The sequence below is a fragment of the Collinsella sp. SGI.241 genome (genome assembly GCF_050312955.1).
Taxonomy (GTDB): Bacteria; Actinomycetota; Coriobacteriia; order Coriobacteriales; family Coriobacteriaceae; genus Collinsella.
Map to the genome: position 1 here is coordinate 31,879 of NZ_JBNPKM010000009.1, position 15,540 is coordinate 47,418.

General features: G+C 58.6%; 15 protein-coding genes and 1 other RNA gene. 4 read left to right on the forward strand and 12 right to left on the reverse strand.

The window, feature by feature from the left end; translation table 11 throughout:
* Positions 1 to 4: 4 nt before the first annotated feature.
* The 3 genes from ACQQ92_RS05460 (at position 5) to ACQQ92_RS05470 (ending at position 2,629) form a co-directional block, all read left to right on the forward strand.
* Positions 5 to 1,369 carry a PFL family protein gene (locus tag ACQQ92_RS05460; RefSeq protein WP_427719427.1) on the forward strand — a complete coding sequence of 455 codons (1,365 nt, stop codon included), beginning with the start codon at positions 5 to 7 and terminating at the stop codon, positions 1,367 to 1,369.
* Between the two features lie 317 nt (positions 1,370 to 1,686).
* A complete protein-coding gene (locus tag ACQQ92_RS05465) occupies positions 1,687 to 2,172 on the forward strand; it encodes a hypothetical protein (protein WP_427795979.1) in 486 nt (161 codons plus the stop codon).
* 157 nt (positions 2,173 to 2,329) lie between these two features.
* Positions 2,330 to 2,629, forward strand: coding sequence for a YhbY family RNA-binding protein (locus ACQQ92_RS05470; RefSeq protein ID WP_427795027.1), 300 nt, complete (start codon positions 2,330 to 2,332; stop codon positions 2,627 to 2,629).
* A 61-nt stretch (positions 2,630 to 2,690) separates the two neighbouring features.
* Here ACQQ92_RS05470 and ACQQ92_RS05475 read toward each other — a convergent pair whose 3' ends face one another.
* The 8 genes from ACQQ92_RS05475 to ssrA form a co-directional block, all read right to left on the reverse strand.
* Positions 2,691 to 5,609 carry an AfsR/SARP family transcriptional regulator gene (locus tag ACQQ92_RS05475; protein WP_427795980.1) on the reverse strand — a complete coding sequence of 973 codons (2,919 nt, stop codon included), beginning with the start codon at positions 5,607 to 5,609 and terminating at the stop codon, positions 2,691 to 2,693.
* A gap of 616 nt (positions 5,610 to 6,225) precedes the next feature.
* Positions 6,226 to 6,954 (reverse strand): glucosamine-6-phosphate deaminase, encoded by a 729-nt coding sequence (gene nagB / locus ACQQ92_RS05480; protein ID WP_154517979.1) that lies wholly within the window; start codon positions 6,952 to 6,954, stop codon positions 6,226 to 6,228.
* Between the two features lie 272 nt (positions 6,955 to 7,226).
* On the reverse strand, positions 7,227 to 7,694 hold the full coding sequence (locus ACQQ92_RS05485; protein ID WP_427719420.1) for a PTS sugar transporter subunit IIA: 468 nt from the start codon (positions 7,692 to 7,694) through the stop codon (positions 7,227 to 7,229).
* A 101-nt stretch (positions 7,695 to 7,795) separates the two neighbouring features.
* Entirely contained in the window at positions 7,796 to 9,133 is a 1,338-nt protein-coding gene (gene glmM / locus ACQQ92_RS05490; protein WP_427794158.1) for a phosphoglucosamine mutase, read from the reverse strand.
* A gap of 122 nt (positions 9,134 to 9,255) precedes the next feature.
* The gene (rpsI, locus tag ACQQ92_RS05495; protein ID WP_022094634.1) at positions 9,256 to 9,651 is read right to left on the reverse strand and encodes a 30S ribosomal protein S9; all 396 of its coding nucleotides are present in this window, start codon (positions 9,649 to 9,651) and stop codon (positions 9,256 to 9,258) included.
* Between the two features lie 2 nt (positions 9,652 to 9,653).
* Positions 9,654 to 10,097, reverse strand: coding sequence for a 50S ribosomal protein L13 (gene rplM / locus ACQQ92_RS05500; protein ID WP_370450665.1), 444 nt, complete (start codon positions 10,095 to 10,097; stop codon positions 9,654 to 9,656).
* 157 nt (positions 10,098 to 10,254) lie between these two features.
* Positions 10,255 to 11,133, reverse strand: a complete 879-nt coding sequence (locus ACQQ92_RS05505) for a patatin-like phospholipase family protein (protein ID WP_154517988.1) — start codon at positions 11,131 to 11,133, stop codon at positions 10,255 to 10,257.
* Between the two features lie 765 nt (positions 11,134 to 11,898).
* Positions 11,899 to 12,262, reverse strand: a transfer-messenger RNA (tmRNA) gene (gene ssrA, locus ACQQ92_RS05510).
* A gap of 239 nt (positions 12,263 to 12,501) precedes the next feature.
* Between ssrA and ACQQ92_RS05515 the strand changes: the two genes are divergently transcribed.
* On the forward strand, positions 12,502 to 12,936 hold the full coding sequence (locus ACQQ92_RS05515; protein WP_427795981.1) for a hypothetical protein: 435 nt from the start codon (positions 12,502 to 12,504) through the stop codon (positions 12,934 to 12,936).
* Positions 12,937 to 12,995: 59 nt separating this feature from the next.
* On the opposite strand, the gene ACQQ92_RS05520 is transcribed toward ACQQ92_RS05515, so the two are convergent.
* The 4 genes from ACQQ92_RS05520 to ACQQ92_RS05535 all read right to left on the reverse strand — a co-directional run bounded on the left by ACQQ92_RS05520 (position 12,996) and on the right by ACQQ92_RS05535 (position 14,753).
* Complete coding sequence (locus tag ACQQ92_RS05520) at positions 12,996 to 13,511, reverse strand: type II toxin-antitoxin system VapC family toxin (RefSeq protein ID WP_427795982.1); 516 nt, start codon at positions 13,509 to 13,511, stop codon at positions 12,996 to 12,998.
* Positions 13,508 to 13,843, reverse strand: a complete 336-nt coding sequence (locus tag ACQQ92_RS05525; protein WP_427795983.1) for a hypothetical protein — start codon at positions 13,841 to 13,843, stop codon at positions 13,508 to 13,510. The genes ACQQ92_RS05520 and ACQQ92_RS05525 overlap by 4 nt, the downstream gene beginning before the upstream one ends.
* A gap of 163 nt (positions 13,844 to 14,006) precedes the next feature.
* Positions 14,007 to 14,603: an HAD-IC family P-type ATPase gene (locus ACQQ92_RS05530; RefSeq protein ID WP_427795984.1), complete on the reverse strand. Its 597-nt coding sequence runs from the start codon at positions 14,601 to 14,603 to the stop codon at positions 14,007 to 14,009.
* An 18-nt stretch (positions 14,604 to 14,621) separates the two neighbouring features.
* Positions 14,622 to 14,753 carry a hypothetical protein gene (locus ACQQ92_RS05535; RefSeq protein ID WP_427795985.1) on the reverse strand — a complete coding sequence of 44 codons (132 nt, stop codon included), beginning with the start codon at positions 14,751 to 14,753 and terminating at the stop codon, positions 14,622 to 14,624.
* Positions 14,754 to 15,540 lie beyond the last annotated feature (787 nt).

The window sequence follows — 15,540 nt, forward strand, 5'->3', positions numbered from 1 at the left end:
AAGGATGGCGATCACGCCCGCAGAAATCGCGGAAACCCGCGGCATGGTTGAGGAGCAGAACCTCGACATCAGGACCATCACCATGGGTGTTTCGCTCATGGGTTGCGGCGACGAGAACCTCGACCGCATGTGCACGAAGATCTACGACCACGTGACGCACACGGCTGAGCATCTGGTCGAGACCGCCGAGAACCTCGAGCGCGAGTACGGTATCCCCATTGTCAACAAGCGCGTTTCCGTCACCCCGGTGGCGCAGATTGCCGCGTGCTGCAAGGATGAGGACCTCACCCCCATCGCGCATGCCCTCGACCGCGCGGCCGAGACGCTCGGCATCGATTACCTGGGCGGCTTCTCCGCACTCGTCCAGAAGGGCATCGGCGACGCCGACCGCCGCGTCATTCAGTCCATCCCCCAGGCGCTCGCTACCACCAGCCGCGTCTGCTCCAGCGTCAACGTCGCCAGCCTGCGCGCCGGCATCAACATGGACGCCGTGCTCATGGCGGCTCAGACCATCATCGATGCCGCCAAGCTTACGGCAGATGAGGATTCCGTCGGTGCTTCCAAGTTTGTCTGCTTTGCCAACATGGTCGAGGACTCCCCGTTTATGGCGGGCGCCGTTCACGGCGGTGGCGAGGCCGACGCCGTCATCAACGTAGGCGTCTCGGGCCCCGGCGTTATGGCCGCAGCCCTGGAGAAGCTGCCCGATTCCGCATCGATGATGGAAGTCGCCGAAAAGATTAAGCAGACCGCCTTTAAGATCACCCGTGCCGGCGAGCTCATGAGTCGCGAGGCCGCCCGTCGCCTAGGTGTCGAGAAAGGCATTGTCGACCTGTCGCTGGCGCCTACGCCTGCCGTCGGCGACTCCGTCGCGCGCATCCTCGAGATCATCGGCGTGGGCACCTGCGGTGGCCCCGGCACGACCTGCGCGCTCGCCATGCTCAACGATGCCGTCAAGAAAGGCGGCGTCATGGCCAGCTCCAGCGTGGGCGGCCTCTCGGGCGCCTTTATCCCCGTGTCCGAGGACGCCGGCATGATTGCCGCCGTCGAGGCCGGCGCGCTTTCGCTCGAGAAGCTCGAGGCCATGACCTGTGTGTGCTCCGTTGGCCTGGACATGATCGCCATTCCCGGCGACACCCCGGTCGAGACTATCGCCGGCATTATCGCCGACGAGATGGCCATCGGCGTCATCAACAATAAGACCACGGCCGTGCGCGTGATCCCCGCCATCGGCAAGGGCGTGGGCGACTGCGTCGAGTATGGCGGCCTGTTTGGCCGTGCGCCCATCATGCCGGTGAACCCCAACGCCGGCACCGTGCTTGCCCACCGCGGTGGACGCTTCCCGGCGCCGCTGAACTCGCTCAAGAACTAGCTGAGGGGGACTGGCGAGGAGCCCCGGTGAGGGCAAATATATAAGGTCGCCTGCTCGGACAGTCCTGACTCGCACGGAGAGCACATTAAGTGCTCTCCGGCTCGTGCGGAACTCGCGATCGACCTTATATATTTGCCCTCCCCGGGGCTCCCGCACAACGGGACCTCGGTTGGGTTCTATCCCTTTGGCAGTCGCTTCGCTTCTGCCCTACTTTGCTGGTATGGCGGTTTGGCATTGGATCGGTTCTTTCTGATATATGCTGGTTGCGGCTCTTCTTTTGGGAGGAGTCGCTTTTTTGTTGTGAGGAGGGATGGCCCGTGGTTGATGGTGTAATTCAATCTGAGCTTCTTTCTGCGGATTGGAATGGCGAATGGATGCGTCTACAGGCTGCTCGGCGGCGTTGTGCTGTCACGATGGTCGCCAACTCCAGCCCGCGCTATGACCTGCACGTGATGAATGCCATCGGCGCCTCGGTTACCCGCAGCAATGGTTTTGTGTACGCCTTTAACATCCTTATTCAGATGGGTGCACTACCGCAGGTCACGTATTTTGAATCGCCCCGTCGTGACACCTTCGATAGCCTCGAGGCCGGCGTGGCGGACCTCTCCCGTATGCTCGAGCATGGCAACGAGGATAAGATCAATCGTCTGCGCGACTATATCGCCCAACATATGATCGAGAACCCCCATGCCGGCGAGCCGGGATCCAAGGGTGTGCCGCAGGGACGTTACATGCTCGACCACATCCGCAAGGTCCGATGGGCGTTCATCGCCTGGGAGCCGGTCTCTGCGCCCCGACCGTAGCCCATCTAAAGCATGCATCGTCTACCCACCCGGCATCCGCATTCTTTGCGAACTGGCAAACGCGCTCCACACCGCGCCGTTCCTGCGCTATCGTGGGACAGCTCACGTAGATTAAGGCCCCATCGCGGGGCGCCCCATACATAGAAAGCGAGATCCCATGGCACTGACAGGAGCCCAGGTCAAGCAGCTTCGCAGCATGGCCCATCACCTCAACCCCGCCATCATCATCGGTAAGTCCGATGTCAACGAGGGTACCGTCGAGCAGACGGCCGCCTACCTGGAAAAGCACGAGCTCGTTAAGTGCTCCGTGCTGGACGGCTCCAGCCTTTCTGCCCGCGAGGCCGCCGAGGAACTCGCCGAGCGCTGCCACGCCGACGTCGTTCAGGTTATCGGCCGCAAGTTCTCGCTGTATCGAGAGTCCTCGCGCAAGGATATCGAGAAGATCAAGCTCGTCTAAGGGCCGTTCGGTTCACACAGAGCAAGCCTGCGGGCGTCCGAATGATGCGGGCGCCCGTTTTTTATCGCTCAATGAACGGTCGGTTGACCCTGCTTTCGACCAAACGCTCGTAGAGACGCTTGGTCTCGGGCTCGGGAACACCTGCGACCTGTTCCTTAAGATGATGGATATGCCCGCTATAGAGCTCGACGATATCGCGGCGTCTCCCCGCCGCTCCGTACACGCGCATGGCGCATCGCACCATGTCCTCGCGTGCGGTCTCCTGACGTAGCCCCGCTTCTACCAGCCAGATTGCCGACTGCAGGTCGTTTTCTTCCAAGGCAGCGCTTGCTCCCACAATCATGCAGTCGATAAACTTCGACTGCATGATGCGGCGCATGCGCAAAAAGTACGTCGGATTGCAACCGTTGGGGATATACAGCGGTCCGGTATAGAGCTGTTCGATCTTAAGACACAGCTCGACCAGGTGAGGCCCACGCACTCTTGTGCGATTACCCAAAATCTCGCGGCTTATCTGCTCAAATAGCTTCACATCGGTCTTAACGTAATCCCTGTTGAGGCCAAGGCAGTCGTTTTGAATCAGGACGCACGACTTGCCATCTGGCGTGGGTCCCAAAGCGGATCGTAAGCGTGACACAGTCGAATACAAGTTGTTACGGGCGCTACTGTACTCGGCATGTGGCCACAGTTCCATAGCCAAGGTCTCGCGATCGACAAACGAATCGATACCCAACGCAAGCCGCTCGGCAAGCGTTGCCGCTTTCTTACGACGCCACATCTTGTCTGTGATGGGAAATCCGTCGCGCTCGGCACGAAACGTGCCAAACATGCGAATCTCGATATGATCGATAGCGTCGACGGGTTCGACCTCGCCGACCTGGAACAGCCGCTCGCTCTCTCCCTCCAAATCGTCGCGCAGCGAATATCGCGATAGCTCACGCACCGGGAGCTTCTTTCGAATCTTGGCAGCAGGCTCGCCCAGGCAATGCATCGCAAGGCGTGCAAACAGCCGATACGCTGGCTCCAGAATCCCAGAACGATTCATAGACATCCAGGCGGCAAGATCGCTGTCACGGCCCGCAGACGCCAAATGCAGCGCTACGACCCAAGCCTCCGCGCCGCCGACTTGTGTCCGACTTAGGTCGAGCAGCTCTGCCTCTTCTCGTACCGACACCATCGACGTATTGCGAAGGCTTGATGCACGCTCCAACAGCAACGCGTTGTCGCGCATGTATGCGATCGACTCGTCAGCAAGCTTGAGTACCTGGACCGCGCGGAACTTCGCGTTGACCGGGCGCCCCTCGGCGAGCGCCTGCCAGCCTTCAAGTAGCAGGCCAAACAGCTGGATTTGATTATCACGCACGCGCACGGCAAAGCGATCGAGCTCATTAAACGCCGTATCGTCAGTCATTGGCAGGCCTGCAAGCAGACGCCGTGCCGCCAGCACCATACGCACCCAGACAGCCGGTGCCTTAAGCCCACGAGCATCGAGTGCCTCCCGTGTTCGAGACATCTCGTCGTCACGCTCATCGATTCCCATAAAGGACCCATCGAAGAGCTCCACCAACATCCGATCTGCCCGTATGAGAATCTCTGCAATATCGAGTTCGCAATCATATACCTTGTTCGCCTTGAGTCCCGAAAGCGCTGCGCCGTCTTTCGCCTGTTCGGTCAGCCGGCTCTTAACCTCGATATGCGCCGACAGCATATCGAGCGCAGCACAAGATGCCTCATTTTTTGGAAGAGCAGGATTGGCTGGAAGCCCAAGCTCGCAATCTCCATAACAGACGACCGTAAGCACCTGGGCGACTTTCCAAGAAACCAAATCAATCTCGCGGACCGACTGTGCGCTCGCATGTTCGACAATCGAGGCCATATACCGGGCCAGTTTAGTATTCGAAACGCTTACCGCCGCCAAATAGACACCAAGTGCCTCGGTGGGCGTCGGCTCCAACGCGGGCTTGTCGGCATCCGTCGTCCTCAGTACCGCGCGACAGACATCCCCTCCATGCCCAGTCAGAGCCAAATCGACACCATACTGTCCAGCAAGCTCAAGGACGGCGTCGCGATCCAAAAAGGCATCTGCCAAATCCATCGCAGCATCGCATCGGCCCGCCTTGAGCAGAATGCGTGCCGCGCGCATAACGAGCTCTGGACGAATTTCCGCAACCATTTTTCGTAATCTCAGGCGCGCGTTATCCTCGGTGCCCATACACGTAAAGCTTCGGTCGACCGGATCGACACCAAAAATCGGATAATCACGAACAAGATAGGACTGATCGATCATGGAGAGCCTGACACCGCATGCCTCAAGTTCCGCAATCTTGCCCTCGCCCATCAGGGCCATCACGCACGCCACGTTAAATAGGGCGCCGTTATCGATTGATGCCATATCGGCAAGTGCCGCACCGTATACGTTGACAATCTCGTTTTCGAGCAAGCTGGCAACGTCGCCCTCTCCGTACAGCCCCGTCTGCATAGCCGAAACCAACTCGGGAACACCCTGTGTGAGCTGGTAAAAATCGAGCGACGTGCTAATCGAGAACGCCGATGCCCAAGCCGAATACTCATAGGCATGCACCTTGAGCATCTGCGCATTGATCTTGACCGAGTCACCCAGCCCGCGAATCAACTGGCGATTTGAGGGGCGGCAGGTGACAAAGACCCCGATCCCCATAGTGCGCAGGCCTCGAATTCGATCGATAAGCTCCTCGGTATCTTGCTGATCGAGGTTGGGGACGTTATCAATCGCAATCAACGATCGCGGTTTGTCCTCAAGTTCATCTGTGACCACTTCGAGCTGCATAAACACCTCGCGGGCAATCGCGCGGTCAGCCTCGATGATTCGTACCAGACCGCGCGTCGGGTCGCTTTTGACTTCCTGAGCGTACTGAAGCAATATCGATGTTTTCCCAAACCCATCTGGTGCATAGAGCAACACAATGCCCGCCTTGCGGCCCTTGACAATCAACTCGCTCATCAGGCGATCACGTCGGACCATATAACCTGTGCCCAACGGTGCCAATTCGAGATCGTCCGTATCGTTCAGCCCGTTCATCATGCTCGCTCCTTACCTCGGCCACATGGACACCGTAATCGCAAGACAGCCCAAGCCATCCCGTAAATCGAACGACGTAGAGTTTTAGGTTGTCTTTCGGTTCGCATTTGGCAAGTTTTTGTTCAGCGAGCGCCGATTGAAACTTTTCCCCCAACCAACCGGTCTTTGCGCAGGTCAATGCGCTTGCCAGCATGTCCCACTCATTTGGCAGTGTAACGCAATGGGGCTTGTAATATTTTGTTGCGCAACTCACCTACGCGCTGATACCGTTTGCGACTCATTAGTAGCATTTTTGAATAGAATATGCTAGAGAATGCATCACGCTATACGAGGCACCACCGTCAAGCTTTTGGCAAGCTAATGTTATGCACACCATAAAGTCCGCGCTCATCTGGTTCCACTGGCAGATATTGCGGACGGACGCAGTATAAGGACTCATGAGTCTATAAGCTAGCCGCCATCCCGCATATGCATAATAAAAAAGGCCCCCGCAGAACGGGAGCCTGTAACAAAGTAATAACAAATCGCTCGGATTGTACTACTCGCAGAGCGAAAGGGCAGCCTCGTCGGCAACGACGACGCAGTTGGTGTGCAGCTGCAGGATCGAAGCCGGGCACTCGGGCGTAACCGGGCCATAGCACATATCGTGCACAGCCTGAGCCTTGGCCTCGCCGTTGGCGACGACCAGGATCATGCGGGCATACATGATGGTCTGGGTACCCATGGTGTAAGCCTGGCGGGGAACGTCGTCGATGCTATCGAACAGGCGGCTGTTGGCCTGAATGGTGCTCTCGGTGAGGTCGACGCAGTGCGTACCCTTGGAGAAGTGGTCATCGGGCTCGTTGAAGCCAATATGACCGTTATTACCAATGCCGAGCAGCTGCAGATCCGGGTAACCGGCGGCAGCGACGATTCTGTCGTACTCGGAGCAGGCAGCGGCGGCATCGGGGTTGGAGCCATCGGGCACGTGCGTGTTATTCAGATCGACGTTGATGTGATCGAAGAAGTTCTCGCGCATGAAGTAGTGATAGCTCTGGGGATCATCGTGCGAAAGGCCGCGATACTCGTCCAGGTTATAGGTGCTGACCTCGGAGAAGTCAATATCGCCCTTCTTGTACCAATCGGCGAGCTGCTTGTAGGCGCCAATCGGAGTGGAGCCGGTGGCAAGACCGAGCACGCAATCGGGCTTAAGGATAACCTGCGCCGAGATGATATTGGCGGCCTTGCGGCTCATATCCTCGTAGTCTTTAGCTTTAATGATCTTCATTACGCATCCTTTCTCGTAGAAGAGAGGCAAGGCTCCCCTTACAAGCACTTGCCCGCGGCCTGCGTCGGCCGCAACCAACGTGTGCGGCCACCAGGGCGAGGTCGCGTAATGTATGTATCTCGTGTCTAGCCGCGTCGAGGCCCCTGCCCGTCCACGGTGACCCGAAGCCTTTTAGCCTCGGACATTTTTCATCTTGCCACGAAGGGCGCCCTCTTTCAAGGGCGCCCTCCGTAAACGTGTTTGAATTGTAGGCCAAAGGGCAAGCGAACGAGTTAGCGCTCGCGAGCGACGATGAGCTGATCCATCTCCTCGACATGCTCGCCAACGGAGCCCTTGATGCTCGAGAACTCAACAGAGTTGCACACCAAAATGGGAACCGTCACATCGTAGCCCTCGGCCTCGATTGCCTCGCGTTCAAACTCGATAAGCACATCGCCCTTATGGACGATATCGCCCACCTGTGCATGCACGGTAAAGTGTTTGCCCTCGAGCTGAACGGTATCGAGTCCAACGTGGATTAAAACATCCAAGCCATCGACCGTGTTGAGCGCAACGGCGTGTCCCGTTGGAAAAATCGCCTCGATCTTGGCATCCGCAGGTGCAATCACGCGCGTGCCCGTAGGCCGAATGGCAACGCCTTGGCCCAAAAGGCCAGTGGCAAACGTCTGGTCGTTAACCTCGGAAAGCGGAATGACATCGCCCGAGATGGGAGCATCCAGCGTAAGGACTCGACCACGCATACCAAAAGACCTTAGGACTTTAGTGAACATGCTCCCCCTTGGACATACCAATAATCAAAACCAGTTTTACTAGTTTACCACTTGGCATTGGTTTTTGACCATTAGGGGAGTTCGCGCTTGACAACCTCGACGATGTCGTCAACGACGCGCTGAGTCAGCTCGTGCGTCTCGGCCTCGGCCATCACGCGAACCAGCGGCTCGGTACCGCTCGGGCGCACCAGAATGCGGCCGCGACCGTTAAGCTCCTTCTCGGCGGCAGCGACAGCGTCCCAAATGGGCTGGCAATCGTCCAGACCGGCCTTGTTGTCGGAATGCACGTTGACGAGCACCTGCGGGTACTTCTTCATGATGCCGGCAAGGTCGGTGAGGGTGCGGCCAGTGCGCTTGAGCACGGCCAGCAGCTGCAGCGCCGTCACCAGGCCATCGCCGGTGGTGTTGTGCTCCAGGAAGATGATGTGGCCGGACTGCTCGCCGCCGATAACGGCGCCGTCCGCGAGCATGCGCTCCAGCACGTAGCGGTCGCCCACGGCGGTCTGCACCATCTCAAAGCCCTGTTCCTTCATAGCGATGGAAAAGCCCAAGTTGCACATAACGGTCGAGACGATCTCGGAGTTGGCGAGCTTGCCGCGAGCGGCGAGGTCAGAGCCGCAGATGGCCAGGATGTAATCACCATCGATCTCGTTGCCCTCGCTGTCCACGAACAGCACGCGATCGGCGTCACCGTCGTGGGCCAGGCCGATGTCGGCGTGGGTGCGCAGCACGAGCTCGCGCAGGGGCTCAAGATGAGTGGAGCCGCACTCGACATTGATGTCGGTGCCACAGTAGTCGGTATTGATGGCGTGGACCGTGGCGCCCAGACGCTGAAGCGCGGCAGGCGTGGTCTGGCAGGAAGCACCGTGACCGCAGTCAACGGCAACGACCAGGCCGTCGAGCTTAAGGCCGTCGAGGGTGCTGATAGCGTGGTCGACGTATGCCTTGCGAGCATCCTTCATCTTGATGATGTGGCCCACACCGGCGCCGGTCGGCAGCGTGTCGGCAGCCATGGCCTCCTCGGACATGACCCAGGCGCTGATCTCTTCTTCAACGGCATCGGGAAGCTTCATGCCCTTGCGGCTAAAGAACTTGATGCCGTTAAACTCCGGCGGATTGTGCGAAGCGGAGATGACGATGCCGCCGTCGAGGTCGTTTTGGACAGTGAGCAGCGCCACGGCCGGCGTAGGGATAACGCCGCAGCAGTGCGGGCGACCGCCCTCGGCCATAATGCCAGCGGTCAGAGCGCTCTCGAGCATGGTGCCCGAAAGACGCGTGTCGCGGCCAACGCAAATGTCCGGACCAAGGAACTTGGTCGCCGCACGGCCAAGGCGAAACGCGAGGTCGCACGAGAGGTCGGCGTTGGCGACGCCACGGACGCCGTCGGTGCCAAAGATGTTCTGGGGCATAGGATCGCTCCTTCCCAAGTGGGCAAAACGCACTCGCCCACCCTAGTCGAAAAAGAAAAACGGGACCCGCCGAGCAATCGGCAGGCCCCGCTTGTACATTGTATCTCGTAAGGAGAAAAACCTTAACGCTTGGAGAACTGGGGAGCGCGGCGGGCCTTCTTGAGGCCGTACTTCTTGCGCTCGACCACGCGAGCATCGCGCGTAAGGAAACCGGCCTTCTTGAGGTCAGCACGATAGTCGCCAGCGTTCAGAAGAGCGCGAGCGATGCCCAGGCGCAGAGCGCCGGACTGACCGGAGATGCCGCCGCCATCGCACAGAGCGATAACGTCGAACTGACCGGCGGTATCGGTCACCTTGAAGGGAGCAAGGGCGTTCTCAACGAGCTGATGACGGCCGAAATACTGCTCGGCGTCACGCTTGTTGATAGTCACCTTGCCGGTGCCGGGGACGAGACGGACGCGGGCGACGGCGTTCTTACGACGGCCGGTACCCTGGTAGACAACGGTGTTCTCAGCCATCTTTAAGCCTCCAGCTCAATCTTCGTGGGGTTCTGGGCAGCATGCGGATGCTCGGCACCAGCGTAGACCTTAAGCTTGGTCATCTGGGCACGGCCGAGGGTGGTCTTGGGCAGCATGCCGCGAACGGCGCGCTCGATGACCTTCTCCGGGTGCTTCTCCATAGCCTGGTGGAAGCTCTCAGCCTTGAGGCCGCCGTTGTAGCCGCTGTGGCGATAATAGGTCTTCGTGTCGGCCTTGTTACCGGTAAGCTGGACCTTATCGGCGTTGATGACGACAACGAAATCGCCGCAGTCGCTGTTGGGCGTGAACTGGGGCTTGTTCTTACCGCGCAGGATCATTGCGATCTGGGTGGCAAGACGGCCCAGGACAGCACCATCGGCGTCGACGAGAACCCAGTTGCGCTGGACCTCGCCCTGCTTGGCGTAGTGAGTCGATTTCGAAATCACTTAGACTCCTCCATGTACAGTACGTGTTGTTACAGAGATTCACGGGGCTCTGCAAGTAACCCGTCCATATTACCCCGCCCGTCGCCCGAGTCAACAGGTATTTTGGCTCTGACCAGACTTTCTGCACATGTCGTCCATCGGTAATGATGTCGCGACGCTAGCGCTCGACAAATGCCTCGATATCACTCAGCAGACGCTTTGCCTCCTGACGACCCTGAATATACAGGTCGAGAAGCTTTGCCGGATCGTGCTCGACGTGACCGACCTCGACAGGCTTTTGCGGGGCAACGACCAGCGCGCGGCCCTCGCGCTCATACTTCCACAGATGCATGCGCTGGATGTTATAGCGGTCGTGGCGCGTCTCGATAGCCTCGAGCAGATAGGGGTAGTCGGCATAGCGGGCGCGTGCGGCAGGCATAAACTCGTAGGGCTTTTTCTCGTACGAGCGGTCCTGCGTGACAATGACAACCGCGCGATCGAAGCCGGCCTCCTCCAGCACGTGCTCGATGGGGACCGAATCGGCTACGCCGCCGTCGACGTATTTGTGCCCGTCGATCTCGACCGGCGGCGTCACCAGCGGCAGCGACGTCGAGGCGCGCACGGCATCGAGGTCGAGCACGGCGCTTTTGACCGGCAGGTATGCAGCGGTTCCAAAGAGCATGTCCGTCGCGACGGCGTACATCTCGATGGGGCTCGCGTCGAATGCCTCGTTATCAAAGGGATCCAAGCGGTCCTGGACATCGTTGAAGATGAAGTCGTAACCCACGATGGAGCCCGTGGACGCAAACGATGCGGCGCCCATGAAGCGGTTGTCGTTGCAGAAAGTCAGGTTGATGCGGTTGGCACGGCCGATCTGGTGCGACTTGTAGTTCACGCCGTTGAGGGCGCCGGCCGATACGCCATATACTGCCGGAATCTCGACGCCGGCTTCCATGAGGACGTCGAGCACGCCCGCGGTAAACTGCCCGCGAAAACTGCCGCCCTCCAAGACGAGCGCGACCTTGCCGGCGTTCTTTGCCTTATCTTCTGCCGTCATGTTGACCTCCTACTGTTTCGTTTTGGCCTTCTTCTACCCAGTTTTGAAATGGAGAGCGCATGGGTTTTGGAGTTGAGTAGGACGGGGCGGCTGGCGGAAAGCACGTCCCGTTCTGGGGGGCGATTCCGGGATGGACTTTCCGCCAACAACCCATCCGGAAAATGCATCCCATTCTGAGCGTAGATTCTGGGATGCAACTTCCGCTTGAGGCGTCAACGTGAGTAGTCAATTTGGGACGGGGCTATTTTAGCTGCCCTTTGGCTGTCGACGAATTATTGGGGACCGGAACTAATATCGACTGGCTTATAGGGGTAGCTAAAATAGCCCCGTCCCAAATTGACTACTCCACCTTGTAGAGGCTTTGCGCGGAGAATCCGCGTATTTGCTTCGCAAATCCGCACCGGCTTCGGCCGCCTGCCGGCGTCCTCGCCCGCGGGCTAAAAACGCTTACGCGTTTTCTTTACGCCCGCGCCCTGCACAGAGTTCGGTTCTCCGCGGTGCGGGGATGACGCTGGCGCAGGGCGTTGCCGGCTGTCATCCGATCGGCATCGCATCTATATAGGGTCGAGGCTTTGCGCGGAGAATCCGCGTATTTGCTTCGCAAATCCGCACCGGCTTCGGCCGCCTGCCGGCGTCCTCGCCCGCGGGCTAAAAACGCTTACGCGTTTTCTTTACGCCCGCGCCCTGCACAGAGTTCGGTTCTCCGCGGTATCTATAAGTAATAAAAAAGCAGGTAGGTGCGTTTACCTACCTGCCTGTAGCTATTGGTGGAGGCGCGGAGAATCGAACTCCGGTCCACGAAAGCCCCCTGATTGGCATCTCCAAGCTCAGTCGCTGGTTTAGTCTCGGACGCTTTGCGCGCAGCGACACGCTCGCGGCATCCCAACCGGTTCGGTCTTAGCCCGCGCCATACCGATTACGTGCGCGGGAGCATTCCCCTAACATGACGTCGCGCCGGTGTCGGGGAAATCACCGGGTTGACGCGCCGCTATAAACTAAGCAGCGAGAGCCATAGGCTCAAAAGAAGAGTTGTTGTCAATTCAATTTGACGGTACCCCTGTTTAACGAGGCGAGGAGACCTCGGCTTGCTTCCTCTCTCAGAGCTATCGTGTCGAAACCAGTCGCCCCCGAATGTTGGGAAAGTCTGGATGGTATCGGGCCTGCAAACACCCGATAGCCGTCGACTTTTCAAGGAACACGCGGGGTAAACCCCGCTCGTGGATAGCTATCTTACCACGTTCTAAAGGCAGACAGCTGCTCTATGCACGAGCTGTGAAGACCCTAATGTGCACCATACTTCGCATTTTTGCCACTGAACGCGTCACGTATATTTTCGCCAAGCAAAATTGACCCGTCGAAAGGACAGTTATGGATACCAAGCAGCAACTCGTCAATGCCCTCGCAGGCCTGGGCTCAACCATTACCGAAGCTATGGATGTCATCGAAGGCTTTGTCCCCTGTGGACATCCCGCCCTCACGGTATCGAACGCCCTTGTTGCGCTGGACGCTGACGATGATGCAGCTCTCGCCCAGCAGTTTGAGACCGTCGCGGGCTTTATCGACCACGTGAGCGAGAACCGCGGCGTGGCCGCCCACCACGGCATCGAGGTCGAGCTCGCGGGTCCCAAAGCCGATCTGCTCGCAGCAATCCGCGAGGTAGGCGCCCTTATGCAGACCGCAGGCGTCAAGAACACCCAGGTCAACGAGTGGGTCTACCGCAGTCTAGCAGCACTAAACGATTCCGACGAAAAGGCCGCCGAGAAGCTCGTCGAAGCTCCCGTCATCAAGGCAGCGCTTTTGTAATTAAAGGATGCGTGGCCTTCTGAGCGCCGACGTTCCGAAGGCCACGCAAACAGTTCGCGCTAACCGATAGCCGCGCCACCACGTTCGGCCAAAGCTAGAATCGGCATCATTTGGCGCGGGGTCTTTGCTGCAAGATCGGCATGTTCGAGCAGCTTGCGATTGTTGGTCACCAAGTAATCGATCTGCGCGCGCTTGCACGCGGCGAGTACCAAGTTGTCCTCGTAATCGCGATGGAGCGCTAAGTATTTGTCGGCCAGCCAAAGGTCCGATGCATCAGTACCCACGGCCGTGGCGTTTTCGGTCATGTTCCGAACAAACGCCAACGCCGCATCGCCAATTGCACGGACAGATGCCTCGTCGAGCGCTCCCCCGCCGGCAAGAACGCTACGCTTCAGCTCGTGTTGGACAACGTACAGCACGTCCTTGGCAATATGCACCGGAAAGAACAGCAACGCCCCCGTCTCCGTCGCCTGCCCAATAAACGCGCGCGCGGCAAGCGACTCGGTATGGTCGGCGCAAAACGAATCAACCCATACGTTGGCATCCACCATGATCCTAAGGGGGCCTCCACTCACAGGATCATCCCCTTTTGGCGATAATGCTCATCCATGGCTTCGGAATAGATTGTGTCCCAGCTGCGGTCATCAGACGCAGATGATGTATCGATGCCCAGGTCCGCGTAAAGCCGATCCACCGCCGCCCATGATGCGACAAACGGCGAGGTGCCACCAGCACTAGGCGGTTGGTCGTCAACGGCCGACAACACCTCTTCGCACGAACCGCCACCCTGCGCGACCTTGGCCACCACCTTTTTGATGAGCTCGGGCAGTGACCCGCCCGAAAGCCGCAGCGCCTCCTCGGCACGATTCTTGACCTGGCGATCCACGCAAACGTTCACCTGCGCCATGCCGCTAGCAGCACCCACGTCGATCTCGCTCCCTTCAATTGCTATCCTCGATAGCAACACTATATAGAGACGCTATCAATTGGGGTCAAATGCAAAAGGCCTGCGCCCGGACGACACCGATGCCGTCTGGGCGCAGGCCAGATAACGTGGGCAAACACGTCTGCTAACGCAGGTAAGCCTTCGCGTTGCTCAGGCTGTAGGCGATCGTCGAGCCGTTGTGCAGCAGCGACGATGCCTGCGAGGCAATCGCGCCGGTGCTGCCCAGTACCAAGAGCGCCGAGTTGGTGAGCATCACCTTAGAGTAGGAGCTCGTCAGACGATCAACGAGGCCCTGGCTCATACGGCGCAGGCGCACGATCGCAGCAAGATCCGTATCGGTCAGGATGATATCGGCGACCTCCTTGGCGATGTCGCTTCCGCCACCCATTGTAAGCCCCACGTCGGCCAAACCGAGTGCCGACGAATCGTTGACGCCGTCGCCCACCATGACAACATGGCTCCCCTCGCCCTTAATGCGCTCCGCATACGCGTACTTGTCCTCGGGCAGCAGCTCGGCCTTAAACTCGTCGACCCCTGCCTCTCGCGCAATGCGCTCGGCCGTGCGCTCGGAATCGCCCGTGAACATAACGACATGCTTGACGCCCAGAGCATGCAGGTCGGCGATGACCTCACGGACCCCAGGCTTGAGCGGGCCCTCGATGCCGAGCACGCCGACGACCTTGCCATCGACCGCCAAATACAGCGGCGACAGGCCCTGCATCTGAGGCTCGATTTGCTCCTAAATGTCGGACTCGAGCTGCGCGCCCTCATCCTCAAATACAAAGTGCGCGGAACCGATGATGGCGCGACGCCCTTCGATGGACGAAGTGATGCCGTGCGCCACGATGTACTCGACGGCAGCATGCCGCACGCGATGCCCTGCACGCAGGCATTCTTTACCGGAGCGCTGGCGAGCAGCTTGATGCCAGCCGTACCAAGCAGAAAACCGCCACCGACAAGCAGGGTGTTAAACGTCGGCTTCTTCATGTTGCTTCTCCCTTTTGCCGCATTGGACACGGCACGGTGCCTCAGCACCCGAGGAATAAGTTTACTAAAGCACACTTTTGGATAATAGTTAAGTAGGACTAACTATTAAGGTCAAAAATGGTTAACTTTCTGGAAATCTTAGGGTGCAGACCGGCCGACTTTCGACAATCGGTCTGCCGCGACGTACATCTCCGGCATCCAAGAAAGACTCTCCCCCGTCCCAGCAAATCGAGGTCTAATACTTTTCCCGAGAAGTGAACGAGCAAAATCGGACCCCTGAAGCATCCGCATTTTTTAGTAACAAAACCGCAGGGAAAACTCGGCAAAACCGCAGGAAACAGCGTCCAAATAGTGTCGATGCTTCAGAGGTCCAAATAAGGTCGTTCACTTCTCGGGAAAAGTATTAAGCTTCGCTTTCCACAGCCCAAAAATGTGACCAAGGGACCGTCCCTGCGCCACATCCACAAAAAAATGAGGGTGCCAACAGCACCCTCATTCACCAAATTCCATTCAGCCCGACTGACCAGAACGGCTGAGTCGCCACGGAACCCGGGAGCCCCGGCAGGGCGGGCGCTTGCTCAAAATGAGTTCCCTTCAAAAACAATGGGCGCGCCAACGGCGCGCCCATTCACTCTATTTCCATTCAGCCCGACTGACCAGAACGGCCGAGT

Bases quoted from the DNA above. Each gene is read 5' to 3' on its own strand.
- glmM (WP_427794158.1), bottom strand. From the start codon at position 9,133: ATGCCCCAGAACATCTTTGGCACCGACGGCGTCCGTGGCGTCGCCAAC.
- ACQQ92_RS05475 (WP_427795980.1), bottom strand. From the start codon at position 5,609: ATGAGCGAGTTGATTGTCAAGGGCCGCAAGGCGGGCATTGTGTTGCTC.
- nagB (WP_154517979.1), bottom strand. From the start codon at position 6,954: ATGAAGATCATTAAAGCTAAAGACTACGAGGATATGAGCCGCAAGGCC.
- ACQQ92_RS05485 (WP_427719420.1), bottom strand. From the start codon at position 7,694: ATGCGTGGTCGAGTCCTTACGCTGGATGCTCCCATCTCGGGCGATGTC.
- ACQQ92_RS05515 (WP_427795981.1), top strand. From the start codon at position 12,502: ATGGATACCAAGCAGCAACTCGTCAATGCCCTCGCAGGCCTGGGCTCA.
- ACQQ92_RS05460 (WP_427719427.1), top strand. From the start codon at position 5: ATGGCGATCACGCCCGCAGAAATCGCGGAAACCCGCGGCATGGTTGAG.
- ACQQ92_RS05505 (WP_154517988.1), bottom strand. From the start codon at position 11,133: ATGACGGCAGAAGATAAGGCAAAGAACGCCGGCAAGGTCGCGCTCGTC.
- rpsI (WP_022094634.1), bottom strand. From the start codon at position 9,651: ATGGCTGAGAACACCGTTGTCTACCAGGGTACCGGCCGTCGTAAGAAC.
- ACQQ92_RS05525 (WP_427795983.1), bottom strand. From the start codon at position 13,843: ATGGCGCAGGTGAACGTTTGCGTGGATCGCCAGGTCAAGAATCGTGCC.
- ACQQ92_RS05470 (WP_427795027.1), top strand. From the start codon at position 2,330: ATGGCACTGACAGGAGCCCAGGTCAAGCAGCTTCGCAGCATGGCCCAT.
- ACQQ92_RS05530 (WP_427795984.1), bottom strand. From the start codon at position 14,603: ATGCAGGGCCTGTCGCCGCTGTATTTGGCGGTCGATGGCAAGGTCGTC.